General features: G+C 33.7%; 14 protein-coding genes, 1 tRNA gene and 1 pseudogene. 10 read left to right on the top strand and 6 right to left on the bottom strand.

What is annotated here, in order from left to right; translation table 11 throughout:
- Window positions 1-199 precede the first annotated feature (199 nt).
- Window positions 200-1,885: a glutamine--tRNA ligase/YqeY domain fusion protein gene (locus OLM53_RS09595; RefSeq protein ID WP_264520015.1), complete on the bottom strand. Its 1,686-nt coding sequence runs from the start codon at window positions 1,883-1,885 to the stop codon at window positions 200-202.
- Between the two features lie 111 nt (window positions 1,886-1,996).
- Between OLM53_RS09595 and folB the strand changes: the two genes are divergently transcribed.
- Together folB and OLM53_RS09605 are read left to right on the top strand one after the other, a co-directional pair.
- A complete protein-coding gene (folB, locus tag OLM53_RS09600) occupies window positions 1,997-2,356 on the top strand; it encodes a dihydroneopterin aldolase (protein ID WP_264520016.1) in 360 nt (119 codons plus the stop codon).
- Between the two features lie 96 nt (window positions 2,357-2,452).
- A tRNA-Cys gene (locus OLM53_RS09605) sits at window positions 2,453-2,523 on the top strand.
- 63 nt (window positions 2,524-2,586) lie between these two features.
- Here OLM53_RS09605 and OLM53_RS09610 read toward each other — a convergent pair.
- The 3 genes and pseudogenes from OLM53_RS09610 to rnr form a co-directional block, all read right to left on the bottom strand.
- Window positions 2,587-3,278, bottom strand: a pseudogene (locus OLM53_RS09610) (LysE family translocator).
- A gap of 56 nt (window positions 3,279-3,334) precedes the next feature.
- Entirely contained in the window at window positions 3,335-4,000 is a 666-nt protein-coding gene (locus OLM53_RS09615; protein WP_264520017.1) for a head GIN domain-containing protein, read from the bottom strand.
- A 21-nt stretch (window positions 4,001-4,021) separates the two neighbouring features.
- Window positions 4,022-6,202, bottom strand: a complete 2,181-nt coding sequence (rnr, locus tag OLM53_RS09620; protein WP_264520018.1) for a ribonuclease R — start codon at window positions 6,200-6,202, stop codon at window positions 4,022-4,024.
- A 732-nt stretch (window positions 6,203-6,934) separates the two neighbouring features.
- On the opposite strand from rnr, the gene rpiB reads away from it, so the two are divergent.
- From rpiB to OLM53_RS09645, 5 genes are all read left to right on the top strand, one after another.
- Window positions 6,935-7,366: a ribose 5-phosphate isomerase B gene (gene rpiB, locus OLM53_RS09625; protein ID WP_264520019.1), complete on the top strand. Its 432-nt coding sequence runs from the start codon at window positions 6,935-6,937 to the stop codon at window positions 7,364-7,366.
- A gap of 1 nt (window position 7,367) precedes the next feature.
- Window positions 7,368-8,282 (top strand): cation diffusion facilitator family transporter, encoded by a 915-nt coding sequence (locus tag OLM53_RS09630; RefSeq protein ID WP_264520020.1) that lies wholly within the window; start codon window positions 7,368-7,370, stop codon window positions 8,280-8,282.
- Window positions 8,283-8,286: 4 nt separating this feature from the next.
- A complete protein-coding gene (locus OLM53_RS09635; protein ID WP_264520021.1) occupies window positions 8,287-9,108 on the top strand; it encodes an NAD(P)H-hydrate dehydratase in 822 nt (273 codons plus the stop codon).
- 9 nt (window positions 9,109-9,117) lie between these two features.
- Window positions 9,118-11,241, top strand: coding sequence for a Tex family protein (locus OLM53_RS09640; RefSeq protein WP_264520022.1), 2,124 nt, complete (start codon window positions 9,118-9,120; stop codon window positions 11,239-11,241).
- Window positions 11,242-11,552: 311 nt separating this feature from the next.
- Entirely contained in the window at window positions 11,553-11,906 is a 354-nt protein-coding gene (locus OLM53_RS09645) for a helix-turn-helix domain-containing protein (RefSeq protein ID WP_264520023.1), read from the top strand.
- An 88-nt stretch (window positions 11,907-11,994) separates the two neighbouring features.
- On the opposite strand, the gene OLM53_RS09650 is transcribed toward OLM53_RS09645, so the two are convergent.
- Complete coding sequence (locus OLM53_RS09650) at window positions 11,995-13,374, bottom strand: alpha/beta hydrolase family protein (RefSeq protein ID WP_264520024.1); 1,380 nt, start codon at window positions 13,372-13,374, stop codon at window positions 11,995-11,997.
- A 95-nt stretch (window positions 13,375-13,469) separates the two neighbouring features.
- Window positions 13,470-13,652 carry a twin-arginine translocase TatA/TatE family subunit gene (gene tatA / locus OLM53_RS09655; protein ID WP_264520025.1) on the bottom strand — a complete coding sequence of 61 codons (183 nt, stop codon included), beginning with the start codon at window positions 13,650-13,652 and terminating at the stop codon, window positions 13,470-13,472.
- 237 nt (window positions 13,653-13,889) lie between these two features.
- Here tatA and OLM53_RS09660 point away from each other — a divergent pair, with 237 nt between their 5' ends.
- From OLM53_RS09660 to OLM53_RS09670, 3 genes are read left to right on the top strand one after another with little or no spacing between them, the layout of a single operon-like run.
- Window positions 13,890-14,759, top strand: a complete 870-nt coding sequence (locus tag OLM53_RS09660) for a M23 family metallopeptidase (protein WP_264520026.1) — start codon at window positions 13,890-13,892, stop codon at window positions 14,757-14,759.
- Between the two features lies 1 nt (window position 14,760).
- Window positions 14,761-16,248, top strand: coding sequence for a GH3 auxin-responsive promoter family protein (locus OLM53_RS09665; protein WP_264520027.1), 1,488 nt, complete (start codon window positions 14,761-14,763; stop codon window positions 16,246-16,248).
- Window positions 16,249-16,263: 15 nt separating this feature from the next.
- Window positions 16,264-17,145: a carboxypeptidase-like regulatory domain-containing protein gene (locus tag OLM53_RS09670; protein WP_264520028.1), complete on the top strand. Its 882-nt coding sequence runs from the start codon at window positions 16,264-16,266 to the stop codon at window positions 17,143-17,145.
- Window positions 17,146-17,178: the final 33 nt, after the last annotated feature.

Raw genomic sequence — 17,178 nt, forward strand, 5'->3', positions numbered from 1 at the left:
TTTAAAGCGAAATAATGAAAGTTCACAAAAGGATTGGAAGTAGGTGTTATAAAATTTAAAAAGGGTCCAGAAAAACAAAATATAAAGGTCAGTTTTAATTGTCTGAAATTATATTCTTTTTGTTTTCCATAGTTTTTTATAATAATAATAAAAGCCCACTAAAAAGTGAGCTTTCTATTTATGAAATCTATTGTTTAAATTATTCTTTACTTTCTACTTTTGCCCAAGTATCTTTTAGTCCAACTGTTTTATTAAAGACTAATTTTTGTGTTGACGAATCTTTATCAACACAATAATAACCCAATCTTTGAAATTGGAATCGTTCACCCTCTTTTGCTGTTGCCAAACTTGGTTCTAAATATCCTGTGATAATTTCTAAGGAATTTGGATTGATGTATTCTTTAAAATCAACCTCTTTATCACCATCTGGGTTTTCATGGGTAAATAATCGATCATACAAACGAACTTCAGCTTCAATAGCATGTTTGATAGAAACCCAATGAATCGTTCCTTTTACTTTTCTTTGGCTGGCTTCTGTACCGCTTCCACTTCTAGAATCTTCATCATAAGTACAGTGAATTTCTGTTATATTGCCTTCTGCATCTTTTACAACACTTTCTCCTTTAATGATATAAGCATTTTTCAAACGAACTTCAGTACCAAGGGTTAATCGGAAAAACTTCTTGTTGGCTTCTTCTTGAAAATCTTCTCTTTCGATATACAATTCTTTAGAAAAAGGGACATTTCTGAACCCTAAACTTGGGTCTTCTTGACTGTTTTCGGCTTCTAAATTTTCTTCTTTTCCTTCCGGATAATTGGTAATAACCAACTTCACTGGATTTAAAACGGCCATTACTCTTGGTGCAGTTTTATTCAAATCTTCTCGAACACAAAATTCTAAAAGCGAAACATCAATAAGGTTGGTTCGTTTAGCTATTCCAATAGTTTTAGCAAAATTCCTAATGGCTGTTGGTGTGTATCCTCTTCTTCTCATCCCTGAAATGGTGCTCATTCTAGGATCATCCCACGAACTTACATGTCCTTCTTGTACTAGTTGCAATAATTTTCTTTTGCTCACAACGGTATGAGATAAATTTCTTCTGGCAAATTCTCTTTGTTTTGGACGCACTTTAGTGGTGTCATAAATTTGGTCTAAAAACCAATCGTATAATTCACGATGAGGTAAAAATTCTAAAGTGCAAAAAGAGTGTGAAATTTGTTCCAAATAATCACTTTCGCCATGTGCCCAATCGTACATTGGATAAATACACCAAGCATCGGCCGTTCTATGATGATGCGAGTGTAAAATACGATACATAATTGGATCCCGCATTAACATGTTATTATGTGACATGTCTATTTTAGCCCGAAGAATATGGGTTCCGTTTGGAAATTCCCCTTTTTTCATTCGTTCGAATAAATCTAGGTTTTCTTCTACTGAACGGTTTCTATAAGGAGAATCTGTTCCAGGAGTGGTTGGAGTTCCTTTTTGTTTGGCCATATCTTCAGAAGATTGACTATCTACATAGGCTTTTCCATTTTTGATAAACGCAACAGCCCAGTCATATAATTGTTGGAAATAATCCGAAGCATAACATTCTTTAGCCCATTTGTAGCCTAACCATTCGATGTCTCTTTTGATAGCATCAACAAATTCCTGTTCTTCTTTAGCTGGGTTAGTATCATCAAACCTTAAATTTACAGGGGATTGATAATCAATTCCTAATCCAAAATTTAAACAAATCGCACTAGCATGACCTACATGCAAATACCCATTAGGTTCTGGAGGAAAACGAAAGCGTAATTTGTCTTTTGACAAACCGTTTTTCAAATCTTCTTCGATAATTTGTTCAATGAAATTGAGGGACTTCTCTTCTGTTGACATTATTTTTGTAATTTTAGCAAAGATAAAAAAGTTTAGAGTTTATGGTTTAGAGTTTAGTGTTTTCTTCAGAAAACTGAACTGAGACTGTAATCTAATCTAAATACTTAAAAAATGGGAACCATTAAATTACAAAATATCAGAACCTATTCGTTTCATGGTTGTTTGGAAGAAGAGGCCTTAATCGGTTCAGATTACCGAGTTGATTTGGAAGTTAAAACTGATTTTAGAAAATCATCAACCTCTGATGATTTAAAGGATACAGTAGATTATGTGCTTTTAAACAAAATTGTTGTGGAAGAAATGGAAATACGTTCTAAATTATTAGAGCATGTGGCCCACCGAATTATAGTCAGAGTTTTTAAAGAAATTCCATCGGTGTCCCGAATTCTTTTGGCCGTTTCAAAACTCAATCCTCCTATTGGTGGTGACGTTGAGTCGGTTACCATTGAAATGGAAGAATACCGAAGTTAGAAATAATTACGAATTTCAAATTACGAATTACGAAACTAAAACTTTTTGCCTTTTGCCTTTTGCCTTTTAACTTTTTTAGTATATTTGCCCTCCAACGGCATCGTGGCCGAGCGGCTAGGCACCGGTCTGCAAAACCGTCTACTCCGGTTCGAATCCGGACGATGCCTCAAAAGAGTTACTAGAAATAGTAGCTCTTTTTTTTGTGATACTTTTTAGGAAGAATTAAACTTTTACTTCTTATCCTCAAACTTTTCGAAAGCTTTGTTAACGATTTTTTGTTCTTTAGGAAACCAGCCTTGACTCAGAAGAAATATACCTGAGGCTATTAAAACAATACTGATGAATTTTTTGATTAATCTAATGTTTTTTTGATTAAGATGATTTCTCAATTGCTTAGCTAACAGTATTTTGAAAATATCGATAACAAAATAAGTAACTACCATTGTAATTAAAAAAGTAAACATTCTTGTTGGGTCAAGTTCCATTTTTGGACCAATGGTAATTAAAATCACTAACCAATATCCTAATACTCCAACGTTAATAAAATTGAGAAAAAATCCTTTTAGGAAAAGAGAAAAATAATTGTTTTTAGCCAACTCGGCTGGGTCTTCTTCGTCAATCCCTTTTTGTTTTCTTTTTTATTTTTTAGAAACGAAATAATACCATAAGTAAGCATCACTAAACCACCAAAAATAAACAGCGCAGGATCGTCTTTAATACTTTGAATTAAACGGTAACTACTAAAATAAGCTATTAGGATAAAAATAATATCGGCTAAAACAACACCTAAATCAAAAGATATTGCTGCTCTAAATCCTTTTACGACACTGGTTTCCAGTAATACAAAGAAAACTGGTCCAATCATAATGCTTAAAATAAATCCAGGAAAGATGGCAGATAAAATATCGTTGAGTAAAATCATGCTTATTTTTTTGACACTGCAATTTAGAATTTAAAATTTAGAATTTAAAATAAAATCTATTTTGCTTCTTTGACGCTACCACCAGCAACTACTTTTTGGTTAATCTGTTTTGGTTTCCCATAAATAGTGATGTTCCCACCAGCTCTTACTTTAGCATCAACTAAATCACTAGCAAAAATATTAGCTTCTCCACCAGCATTACAAGTAATAATGGTTTGCTGCGTTTTAAGATTTTCAGCTTCATAAATTCCGCCTGAATTCACTAAAACATCTTGAACTTTTGCCGTTCCGGATAAAGTAACAGTAGATCCATTGGCTGTTCTACTACTCAATTTATCAACATCAAGAATGAGTTTTACTTCAGAACCTTCTTTGGCAATAATATCAAAAGAAGTAGATTCGATTTTATCACCACAAGCAATTCTGGAACCTTCATTTGCTTCAACAGCATTTAAATCTTTATAGTAAACGGTTACTGAAATATGATCACCATCCAACATTTTAAGCAAAGGCATTCTGATTTTTAATTCTCCGTTTTTATTGACTAACTCTACATCATCAGCACCTCTTCCATCAATTTGGACACTATTTTCTTTTCCAGGAATTAACATTACATCGATTTGATCAAATGCAGTTACTTTATTGAAATCTCCTGGATTTTTTTCAACTTGCCCGAAAGCTATTGAACTAACAGCTAATAAACTAAAAACTAAATTTTTCATAACCTTTGAATTTATTTCAAACTATTCATTCCTTCTAATAAAATGAAAATCCAATTGTTTCTTAACTAAATCGGCATTTTTTACTTTAACAAATACCTCGTCACCCAATTGTAATATACTTTGTGTTGCTTGTCCAACCAAGGCATATTGTTTTTCATCAAACGTATAATAATCTTCTTTAATTTCACGAATACGCACCATTCCTTCGCATTTGTTTTCGACGATTTCTACATAAATTCCCCATTCGGTAACGCCTGAAATAACTCCAAGAAACTCTTGGTCTTTATGATCTTGCATGTATTTTACTTGCATGTATTTCACCGAATCTCTTTCAGCTTGAGCTGCTAAACCTTCCATATCACTAGAGTGTGCACATTTTTCTTCGTAAATTTCAGCATCAACCGATTTTCCTCCATCTAAATAATATTGTAATAATCGATGTGCCATGACATCAGGATAACGTCGAATTGGCGAAGTAAAATGACTATAATAATCAAAAGCTAATCCGTAATGACCAATGTTTTCTGTCGAATATTTGGCTTTACTCATACTTCGAATGGTTAAAGTATCTACTAAATTTTGTTCTTTTTTTCCATTGACATCATTCAATAATTTATTCAATGATTTAGAAATGTCTTGTTTTGATTTCATATTAATGGCATAACCAAATTTTGAAATCACCGTTTGAAGGTTGATTAATTTGTCTTCATTAGGTTCATCGTGAATTCTATATATGAAAGTCTTCTTTTGTTTCCCAATAAATTCAGCTACTTTTCTATTGGCTAACAACATGAATTCTTCAATCAAATGATTAGCATCTTTAGATACTTTAAAGAAAACACCAACTGGTTCAGCATTTTCATCTAAATTAAATTTCACTTCTACTTTATCAAAAGATATTGCGCCATCAGCCATTCTTTTTCTACGAAGAATTTTAGCTAATTCATCCTGTTTTAAAGTGGCTGCTACAATTTCCGCTGGAACTTTGTATTCTTTACCAGTCAATGAAATCTCAGCTGGAATAATATCTGATTTAGTTTCAATAATACTTTGTGCTTCTTCATATGAAAAACGTTGGTCGGAATAAATAATAGTTCTTCCAAACCAAGAATCTAAAACTTCAGCTTTAGCATTTAACTGAAAAATCGCTGAGAAAGTATATTTCTCTTCATGAGGACGAAGGGAACAAGCAAAATTAGACAACACTTCGGGTAACATCGGCACCACTCTATCTACTAAATAGACAGAAGTTGCTCGTTTATAAGCTTCATCATCCAAAATAGTTCCTTCTTGTAAATAGTGAGAAACATCAGCAATATGAATACCAATTTCATAGTTTCCATTTTCTAAAACTTGGAAAGACAAAGCATCATCAAAATCTTTAGCATCTTTTGGATCAATAGTAAAGGTGAGTACTTTACGCATATCTCGACGTTTGTCTATTTCTTTTTGAGTTATGGAAGTGTCTAGTTTATTAGCATAAGCTTCTACTTCAATTGGAAAATCATAAGGCAAACCATATTCCGCTAAAATGGCATGAATTTCGGTATTGTGTTCTCCAGGTTTTCCGAGTACTTTTATAACAGAACCAAAAGGGGAATCGGCTTTTGCTGGCCAATCTTCAAGTTTCACTAAAACTACATCACCATGTTCAGCTTCGGCTAATTTATTTTTTGGGATAAAAATATCAGTGTACATTTTGGCATTAGCTGTCGTTACAAATCCAAAATTCTTTTGAATATCAACAACACCTACAAATTCTGTTTTGTGTCTTTCAACTATTTCAATTACTTCAGCTTCTGGTTTTCTGGAACTTCTTCTGTTATAAACATAAGCTTTTACTTTATCGCCATCCAAAGCATGGTTTAGATTTATAAAAGGTATATAAACATCATCTTCTAATTCATCACATACAAAATAGCCCGATTTTCTCGATGTCATATCTACAACACCTTCATAATATTGTTGGCTTGAGGCTTTGACTAAATACTTTCCAGGTTCTGATTCTATGATTAGTTTTTGAGCTGCTAGAATCTTTAAATCTTTAATAATTTCGTTTCTACTTTTAGTATCATCTAATTCTAAAATAGCGGCTATTTGTTTGTAGTTAAAAGGTTTATTAGCATTCTTTGATAGTATTTTAAATATCTTTTCGGAGAAAGTCTTTTCATTTTTTCCGAATTTTTTGTGTTTCTTACTCATTGTATCTTTTTCAATTAATGCTGAAAATTACGAAATAGTAATTAGTAAACAGTAATTAGTGATTAGTTTTAATTAAAAAATAACTTTTCCTTTTTAAAAAGAAATGTTATCAACACTTATTAAAAACAACAAAAAGAAAAGATTTAAAAATTTAAATTTATGATGGTTATTATAGGGTGTTCATTTGTGGAATAACTTTATTTTTAAAAACTAGATTTTATAGTTTTGATTTTTTATACCAATTTATCAACATCCTTTTACCAAATTAAAACGTTCATTTTTAGCTCTTTTTTATATTTAATTAACAGTTGTTCACAACTAAAAAAATAGCTTTTTTGTAAATAACTTTATCATAAGATTTCGGTTGAAAAAAGCGCTTTTTATATTGATAACTTTTCTAAAAATTACTCAAACTAAATTTGTTTTTTCCATCTGAATTTTTGATTACAATTTTTAATGGTACAACCAAGAAAAACTTCTAAAATTCTATCCAAAGTTGTTAACAAATGGTGTTAATTTAAGGTTAACTGAAAATCAACGAATTGCGTTTTATAATTAACAATCTACTATTTTAACATTTTTACTAAATATATTCTAATGATGTTTAAATAGTTATGAAAATTATGCAAAACAACAAAATCACTATGCCTTAAATATCAAACTGTTAGAATAAACTAAAAATACAACCAATACTTTGCGTAAATTTGTCCTGCTAATCACATACACAATACTATGAAAATATCCATTGGAAACGATCACGCAGGACCCGATTATAAGAAAGCAATAGTTGGATTTTTAGAAATAAAAGGATACGAAATAATCAACCACGGAACTGATACTTTTGATAGTGTTGATTATCCTGATTTTGGACATCCTGTAGCCATAGATGTTGAATCAGGTAAAGCTGATTTTGGTGTTGTAATTTGTGGTTCTGGAAACGGAATCAATATGACGGTGAATAAACACCAAGGCATTCGTTCCGCTTTGTGTTGGACTAAAGAAATCGCTGCTTTGGCTCGCCAACATAATGACGCTAATATTATTAGTATTCCAGCAAGATTTACTTCAATACAACAAGCGGTTGAAATGGTCGATACTTTTTTAAACACCAATTTTGAAGGCGGAAGACACGCTAACAGAGTGAATAAAATTGCTTGTCAATAAAATGGGACACAACCACAACCACGTTCACATTCACAAACATGAAGTCGAAGGAAAGAATTTAGTGTATTCCATTCTTTTAAATTTACTGATTACTATTGCGCAAATTGTTGGTGGAATTATTTCAGGAAGTTTGGCTTTAATTTCAGATGCACTTCACAATTTTTCGGATGTGCTTTCACTGGTTTTTAGTTTAATAGCACACAAATTATCCAGAAGAAAAGCTTCCATAAACAACACTTTTGGTTATAAACGAGCTGAACTCATAGCTGCTTTTATAAACGCGATAACATTAATTATTGTAGCATTGTTTTTAGTTTATGAAGCATCTTCAAGGTTATTTCATCCGGAACCAATTAAGTCTGGTCTGGTTATTTGGCTGGCAATTTTAGGAATTATTGTAAACGGCGGTTCTGTTTTATTACTTAAAAAAGATTCAGAACACAATCTGAATATGAAATCGGCTTATTTGCATTTGTTGACCGATATGATGGCTTCGGTTGCGGTATTAGTGGGAGGTTTGTTGATGAAGTTTTATGGTTGGTTTTGGGTGGATAGTTTGATGACCTTATTAATTGCTTTTTACTTAATTTATGTAAGTTATGATTTGATTAAATCGGCCACAAAAATGCTCATGCTTTTCACCCCCGATTTTATCGACATCAAAGAAATCGTTCGCGAAGTTCATAAAATCAAAGGAGTTAATAAACTACATCACATCCATGTTTGGCATTTAAATGATGAAGAATTACATCTCGAAGCTCACCTAGATTGTTCACATGATATTAAGATGAGTGAGTTCAACGATTTACTTCATGAGGTAGAACATGTTTTATTTGATCAATTTCACATCAATCATATTAATATTCAACCCGAATTTAATAAAGAAGACCCTAAAGATTTCATAGTGCAAGACTAATATCATGACTACTCTTGACATAACCTTCATTCAAAGATTGTTTCAAAAACGATGGCCCGATTCCAATAAAGGAACTCACGGACATGCATTAATTATTGCTGGAAGTAAATCAAAAATGGGAGCGGCGATTATTGCTACCAAAGCCTGCTTAAGAGCCGGAGCTGGTTTAGTTACTGTGAATATTCCAAAGAAAGAAAGACCTGCTGTTTTTACCTCTATTCCAGAAGCAATGATGGAATTCAGAGAAGATGGAAAAGAATGGAGTCACTATAATTCGATTGCTATTGGTCCGGGAATTGGCACTGATAAATCGGCGGAAAATCTTTTGAAACTATTGATTTCTCAAGTAACTTTACCAATAGTTTTTGATGCTGATGCCTTGAATATTTTAGCCAAAAATCAAGATTGGTTTTCCAAACTTTCTTCAAAATCAATACTAACACCACACCCAAAAGAATTTGATAGATTGTTTGGCAATCATACTTCGGAAGAAGAAAGAAGAGCAACGGCTACAACTAAAGCGGCAGAACTTAATCTAATTATTGTTCTCAAAGGACATCAAACTTTTATTACTGATGGAAACGATTCGTTTCAAAACACCACAGGCAATTCGGGTTTAGCAAAAGGTGGTTCGGGTGATGCACTTACCGGAATTATAACGGCGTTTTTAGCACAAGGAAACGAGCCAATATATGCGGCAATTCTAGGCGTTTATCTTCACGGATTAGCAGCCGATAGTACATTAGAATCACAAAGTGTAGAAAGCATGATTATTACTGATGTAATTGAAAATCTTGGTAAAGCTTTCAAAAAAATTCAAAATTAAAATCCAACAATGACTAGCATACAATTCATTCAAAATCAAGTTACGGCTTCACCAAAAAGTATTGAAGCTACTTTAAAATTATTATCAGAAGATTGCACCATTCCCTTCATTTCGAGATACCGAAAAGACCAAACCGGAAATTTGGATGAAGTAGTTATTGAGTCGATAGCGAAACTTTCTAAACACTATGATGATATCGTAAAGCGAAAAGAAAGCATATTGAAAACCATCGAGGAGCAAGGACAGTTAACTCCCGAATTGGCCAAAAAAATCAAAGAAAGTTTCGATTTACAGGAAATAGAAGATTTGTATTTACCCTATAAAAAGAAGAAAAAAACAAGAGCCGATATCGCTCGTGAAAATGGTTTAGAACCTTTAGCCAAAATCATCTTCGCACAAGGAAAAGACGACGTCGATTTTATTTCAACACAATACATCAACGCTAAAGTCAAAAACGAAGATGAGGCTTTGCAAGGAGCAAGAGATATTATTGCAGAATGGATAAATGAGAATATTTATATCCGAAAAAATCTGCGACGCCTGTTTCAAAGAAAAGCTATCGTGGAAACGAAGGTGGTTAAGAAAAAAGAAAACGAAGAAGACGCGCAAAAATTCAAACAATATTTCGATTGGGCAGAGCCGATTTCAAAAGCACCATCGCATAGATTATTAGCCATGCTTCGAGCAGAAGCAGAAGGTTTTGTGAAGCTAAACATTGATTTCGAAAAAGAAGAAGCCATTGATTTTATTGAAAACGAAATCCTAAAAGCCAACAACGATACTACCGAACATATGGTATTAGCCATTTCCGATAGTTACAAAAGATTATTGGAACCCGCCATTTCAAATGAAACCTTGCAAGACGCTAAGGCCAAAGCGGATATCAAAGCGATTGATGTTTTTGCTGGGAATTTGAGTCAGTTGTTATTGGCACCGCCATTAGGAGAAAAAAGAATTTTAGCCATCGACCCCGGATTTCGTTCCGGTTGTAAAATAGTTTGTTTGGATGAAAAAGGGGATTTGTTATACAACGAAACCATTTATCCGCATCAGCCACAGAATGAAACTACCATGGCGATGAAGAAAATCAAATCGATGGTAAATGCCTATAATATTGAAGCGATTTCCATCGGAAACGGAACAGCCAGTCGGGAAACAGAATTCTTTATCAAGAAAATTGCTTTTGATAAACCGGTTCAAGTTTTTGTAGTTTCGGAAGCTGGGGCATCGGTGTATTCCGCTAGTAAAATAGCTCGTGAGGAATTTCCAAAATATGACGTAACCGTTCGAGGATCTGTTTCTATAGGAAGAAGATTAGCAGACCCGTTGGCAGAATTGGTAAAAATCGACCCAAAATCAATTGGAGTAGGTCAGTACCAACATGATGTGGACCAAAATAAACTTAAAGAAGAATTGGATACTGTTGTAGTACGTTGTGTGAATTCGGTCGGCATCAATATCAATACCGCCAGTAAATCGTTATTGAGTTATGTATCTGGAATTGGCGAAAAAATGGCAGAAAACATTGTAGCTTACCGTTCGGAAAACGGTCCTTTTGAAGACAGAAAGCAACTAAAAAAAGTTCCACGATTAGGAGATAAAGCCTATCAACAGGCGGCCGCTTTCGTTCGAATTCATAATGGAAAAAATCCGCTAGATAATTCAGCGGTGCATCCGGAAGCCTATCCAATTGTTGAAAAAATGGCTAAAGATTTGGGACTAAAAACCAATGATTTAATTGCCAATAAAGAAAAGATTTCGCAAATCAAATTAGACCAATACATCACCCCAGAAATAGGAATGCTTGGACTAAAAGATATCGTAAAAGAACTCGAAAAACCGGGACTCGATCCAAGAAAAGCAGCCAAAGTATTCGAATTTGACCCAACGGTGACCACTATAAAAAATGTTCGTTCCGGAATGATTTTACCAGGCATTGTGAATAACATTACTGCCTTCGGTTGCTTTGTGGATATTGGAATTAAGGAAAGCGGACTGGTTCACATCTCCCAACTAAAAGCAGGTTTTGTTTCAGATGTGAATGAAGTAGTGAAATTACACCAACATGTTCAAGTGAAAGTTGTTGAGGTGGATGAAGAACGAAAAAGAATTCAACTGACTATGGTTTTTTAATGCCGAAAACCTTTTCAAAGTCCTTTTATAAACCGAAAAACCCCTTAGTCAATTCAAATGGATTGATTGCAGGTTCATCTGAATAGTAAATAGGTTTATCTCCATTGATATTACATCGAACTCCATCGTCAGTAAATCAAAGTCAATCGTCCGTAGGTTTATCGCAGCCGACGGAAGATTAATCCTAATTGGCGGAAGCTCAATCTAGACCTATGGAAGGTTAATCTAGAGCGGATTACCCTTTACTAAAATAGTTTGGCACTTTTTTTGAGAGGATTTATTTTGAATAATCAATTTATAATAAGGAACTCATGATACGATTAAACATTACCAGGATTTTAAAGATAAAAGGGATAACCGAAGCCAATCAATTTTTTATTCAGCGAGGCCATTCGCCTAGTTATACTTATCATCTGCTACGCGATAACCTCGATTCGCTTTCGATGAAAAAGCTAGAGATGTTATGTACCGATTTGAATTGCACTCCCAATGATTTGCTGACTTACATTCCAGAAACCAAAAAAACACTAGCTCCGGATCACGCCTTGCATAGCTTAACAAAAACAGAAACGATTACGGAAGTTAACAAGCTGCTACACAATTTACCGTTGGAAAAAATTGAGGAATTGTACAAAGTCTTGAAGGGAGGAGAGACAAACGAGTAGCCTTGTATAAAAAAGAACCTATTGTGTTGCAATAAAAAATCCCAAACGCAATTAAGAATTTGGGATTTAAGTATAACGCTTGAAGTAATTATCTTTTAAGAATCCAAGAACTCATTTTATCTAAAACTACCGGAGCGATAGTTTGTTCTAGTTGACCATATTCCTCGACCGTTCCTGTTTTAGCTTCTTGAAAAAGGTGATTTAAGTTAGGAAGTTCTATAATTTCAAATTGTTTGTTTTTGGCTTTTTCTAATGAAGCTTTTATTCCAGCTAGGTTTTCTTTAGAAATTACTTGTAAATCTTTAGTTCCGTTCATAGCCAATACCGGAATTTTAAGCTTGCTCCAATACACATCCGGATTGATTTTTAAGAAATAGGTATACCAAGGAATGCTAATTTTTTTGCTTTCCTGTTCGGCTACTGTTGCTATTTCTTTTGCATCTGGTTGTTGTTCTTCGGGTAGTTTTTGCATGCTTGCAATCAGCACTTTTTTGAGCTCCCCTTGTAAATCATTTCCAGTGTGATTTTTTACCAATGCATAAAGTTTTCGATTGGTTTCTTCCCCTGATTTTATGGCATCATCTGAAGCTCCCGAAGCTTTTGCAATGGCATTAGTTTGTAATATCAACAATTCATCTGTTGGAATTCCAGGACCCGCCATAGTAATAATGAATTTTACTTTCGGGTTTTGTGAGGCTACCATTGGCGCTATAATTCCTCCTTCGCTGTGACCAATTAAACCAATTTTTGAGAATCCTTTTTGAGCTAAGAAATCTACTGCAGCATTAGTGTCATCTGCAAAATTTTTAGTGGTTACACTCATCGTTAAACCATCAGAACCGCCAATTCCTCTATCATCAACTCTTAAAACACCAATTCCTTTTTTAGCAAAATCATCAGCAATTACCCAAAAAGATTGGTGTCCAAAAATTTCAGAATTTCTGTTTTGTTGTCCCGAACCTGTGATTAAAACCACAACTGGGAATTCCTTTTTGTTTGAAGGTGTTGTCAGGGTTCCGGCCAAGGTGTTTTTATCTATTGGATTGATAAAGGTTACTTCTTCTATTTTATAGTTAAAAGGAGGTTGTGGTGTTTGAGGTCTTTTCAGCACTGATTCACCGTCTTTTTTTCGAGTTAAAATCAAAGGCAAACTCATAGGTCCTTGTGTAAAAGTCCCTTCAATTTTATCAACATTTAAAGATCCTTTGAATTGAAGCTGCATAGTAGTAGAAACTAAAGTAAGCTCATTTTTTTCAAATGTAGTTTGACTTATTGCAATGTCTTTTGCTCCTTGCATTGGACTATCCATGGTAGAAACCAATTGATTTCCCTTTTGTTTGATATTAAAAATCAAAGGGAGTTTGTTTCCTTGAATATCCAATTCACCTCCCCAAGAACCTATAATTTCTTGGCTATAAATAAAGGAAAATGAAAAAAGAGAGACAATAATAAAGAAGTAAGTTTTCATGTGTTTTGGTTTAAAGTATAATGCAATGGGTAAATATAAAAAATCCCAATTTCCATTGCTGGAAGTTGGGATATATTTTTTAAATGGAATGAAAATTATTTGGTTTCTTCTTCTTTTTTAGAAGTAGCGTTAGAATCGTCTTCTCCTTTAGAGGCTTTTTTAAATTCATTTATTCCAGTACCTAAACCTTTCATTAATTCTGGAATTTTTTTACCTCCAAAAAGTAATAAAACAACAACTAGAATCACTAATATTTCAGGCATTCCTAATCTTCCCATGATATATAATTTTATGCTTTCGCAGATTTTATTTTAAATAAACTTGGGCAAAGGTAAAAAGAAAATAACATTCTTTTGAATTTCACGATAATAAATATACGTTAAACATTTGAGATTAAGAGGAGGGCTGCCAGTGGCAGTCAGGTACACTAACTTTAGTTAGTGAAATAATACAGCACTGTTCCGTCAATTCGGTGCCAACTTATTTTCTATATTTGTAACACATTCAAAAGAATCATGTCTGAAAAACGACTCAAACGAAAAATAATAAAGAAAAAACTCTTCACAAAAAACCGCTTGGTTATTTTGAACGAAGACACTTTTGAAGAAATATTCTCCCTTCGATTGACCTTGATGAATGTCTTTGTGGTGGCCACAGTGGGTGCTTTGCTAATTATTTTTGTCACTACATACATAATTGCTTTTACCCCTTTGCGGGAATTTATTCCAGGTTATGCTTCAACAAAATTAAAAAGAGATGCTACTGAGTTGGCACTGAAATCAGATTCTCTAACTAAAGCTTTTAAGAAGAACGATGCTTATATCAAATCGATAAAGAAGATTTTGACTGGCGATTTAGATTATGCAAAATTCAATAAAGACTCTATTTTAGCAACAGCACAAGAAGCAGTTTCGCAGGAGGAATTAAAACCTTCAAAAGCCGATTTACAGTTACGAGCAGAGGTAGAACAAGAAGATAAATACAATCTTTTTGAAAAAGCAAAACCCAAAGTCACCACAGTTTTATTTCCTCCAGTAAAAGGAATGATAACCGAAAAATTCAATCCTAAAGACAAACATTATGCGGTTGATATTGCTTTGGCTAAAAACACACCGATAAAATCAATCCTCAGCGGAAAAGTAATTTTTGCCGATTGGACACCTAATACAGGAAATGTAGTTATCATAAGACATAACAACGGATTTATTTCGGTTTATAAACACGCTTCTTCGGTTACAGTTGATCAAGGCGATGCAGTAAGAACAGGAGAAGTTATTGCTTTAGCAGGTTCGACAGGACAAGAATCTACGGGAGTGCATCTGCATTTTGAATTATGGAAAGATGGTTATCCCATTGATCCAAGTATTTTTATTGAATTCGAATAATATGTCTATAAAATCAATTGCTGCCAAAATATTTGCAAACATCATTCACAACAAAACGCAAAAATGGGTTCAAAACCCTATAGCTACACAACAAAAAGTGTTAAGTGAATTATTGGCAACAGCCAAAGAAACTCAGTTTGGAAGAGACCATGATTTTTCTAAAATCAAATCGTTCGAAGATTTTGCCAAACAGGTTCCAATAAGAGATTACGAAGAATTACGTCCTTATGTTGACCGAGTAGTAAAAGGCGAGGAGGACATTCTTTGGATTGGTAAACCCATTTATTTTGCTAAAACTTCAGGCACCACCTCGGGCGCTAAATATATTCCGTTAACCAAGGAATCGATGCCGTTTCACATAGAGGCAGCAAGAAATGCCATTTTGAGTTATATTCACGAAACGGGCAAAACGGATTTTGTAGATGGTAAAATGATTTTCCTTCAAGGAAGCCCCATTTTGGAAGAAAAAAACGGAATCAAATTAGGAAGGCTTTCCGGAATTGTAGCGCATTTTGTTCCGAAATATTTGCAAAAAAACAGAATGCCTAGTTGGGAAACCAATTGCATTGAAGACTGGGAAACCAAATTGGATGCCATTGTAGAAGAAACTTTTAACGAAAACATGAGCGTTATTTCAGGCATTCCGTCGTGGGTTCAAATGTATTTTGAGAAGTTGCAACAAAAAGGGAACAAGCCTGTTGGAGACATTTTTAAAAATTTCAATTTATTCATTTACGGAGGAGTAAATTACGAACCCTATCGAGCCAAATTTGAAAATCTTATTGGACGAAAAGTGGACTCGATTGAGTTGTTTCCAGCCTCCGAAGGCTTTTTTGCTTACCAAGATTCTCAAAAAGACAAGGGAATGTTACTGCTTTTGAATTCAGGTATTTTCTATGAGTTTGTAAAATCGGAAGAGTTTTTTACGGAAAAGCCAAGACGCTACACCATTGGAGAAGTAGAATTGAATGTCAATTATGTTCTTATTATTTCTACGAATGCCGGACTTTGGGGCTACAACATTGGCGACACTATTCAGTTCACAAGTTTAAAGCCTTATCGTGTAATCGTTTCAGGAAGAATTAAACATTACATTTCTGCTTTTGGAGAACATGTGATTGGAAAGGAAGTTGAAAGTGCTTTAAAAGAAGCTATGGAAAATTCTACTATTCGTGTTAACGAATTTACAGTAGCACCACAAATAAATCCTGGCGAAGGGTTGCCCTATCACGAATGGTTTATAGAATTTGAAAATGAACCGGAAGACCTTGAAGTATTTGCTTTGGCTATTGACCAAGCGATGCGGAAACAGAACACCTATTATGATGATTTAATAATTGGCAATGTTTTGAGAACAGTCATTGTGACTAAAGTTGCTAATAACGGATTTCAAGACTACATGAAATCAATTGGAAAATTAGGAGGACAGAACAAATTACCCCGACTTAGTAATGATAGAAAAATAGCAGATTTATTAAAAAGAGAATAGTTAAAAACAGAAAAAATGCAGGTAAAAAGAAGTTTGTGGTTGGTATTGTTGATAGGATTTTCTTTATCGGCTCAAGTGAAAGGTATAGTGAAAGATAGTATTACAGGAAAACCGATTTCCTACGTAAATATTGCTGTTGAAAATGAAAACAAAGGGACCACTTCTGAAGAGAATGGAGAGTTTAGTATTAACATCAAGCCCGAAAGCAGAAATCTAATTTTTTCAGCGCTAGGCTATGAAAAACTAAAAATTAAAGCAACACTTGTTAATGAAGTAAGATTAGTTCCTAAAACTTTTCAATTAGATGAGGTAGTTATTTCTAAAAGATTTGGAACAAAAACTATAGAAATTGGCAGTACAAATAACGAAATTGCACAAGCTTTTGATAACGGACCAAGAATAGATGTTAAGTATTTTCCTTACGTTCCCAAGTATAAAAAAACAAAATACTTAAAGCAAGTTTCCATCTACACCGACAGTAGTATTGAAAATGCTACAATACGACTTCACTTTTACAATGTTGATGATTTTGGGTTTCCAAGTGATGAGTTGCTTGAAAAAGACTTTATTGTCACGGTTAAGAAAGGCGTCAAAAAATCCTATTTTAATATTAGCGACTTTAATCTGAGAATGCCTAAAAAAGGGCTATTTGTTGGGTTCGAAAAATTAATTATCGAAAAGAATAAAGTTGAAAATACCGTTACCGATTATAATTCAAATACAACCCGAGTTGAAAAGACCTATTACCCTTTTGTGCTTTATAATTTTGTGCCTAGTAATTACTATTATACTTTTTATGGAGGTAAATGGAATAGGGAAACTAAAACAGTCAATGGGAATACAAAGGAAAACATGATGATTAATGAGCCAGCAATAAACCTAATTCTAACCAACTAAACGACAAAAACCCTATATTTGCGGGTTAGAAAA

Source organism: Flavobacterium sp. N1994 (assembly GCF_025947145.1).
In the GTDB taxonomy this organism is placed as follows: Bacteria; Bacteroidota; Bacteroidia; order Flavobacteriales; family Flavobacteriaceae; genus Flavobacterium.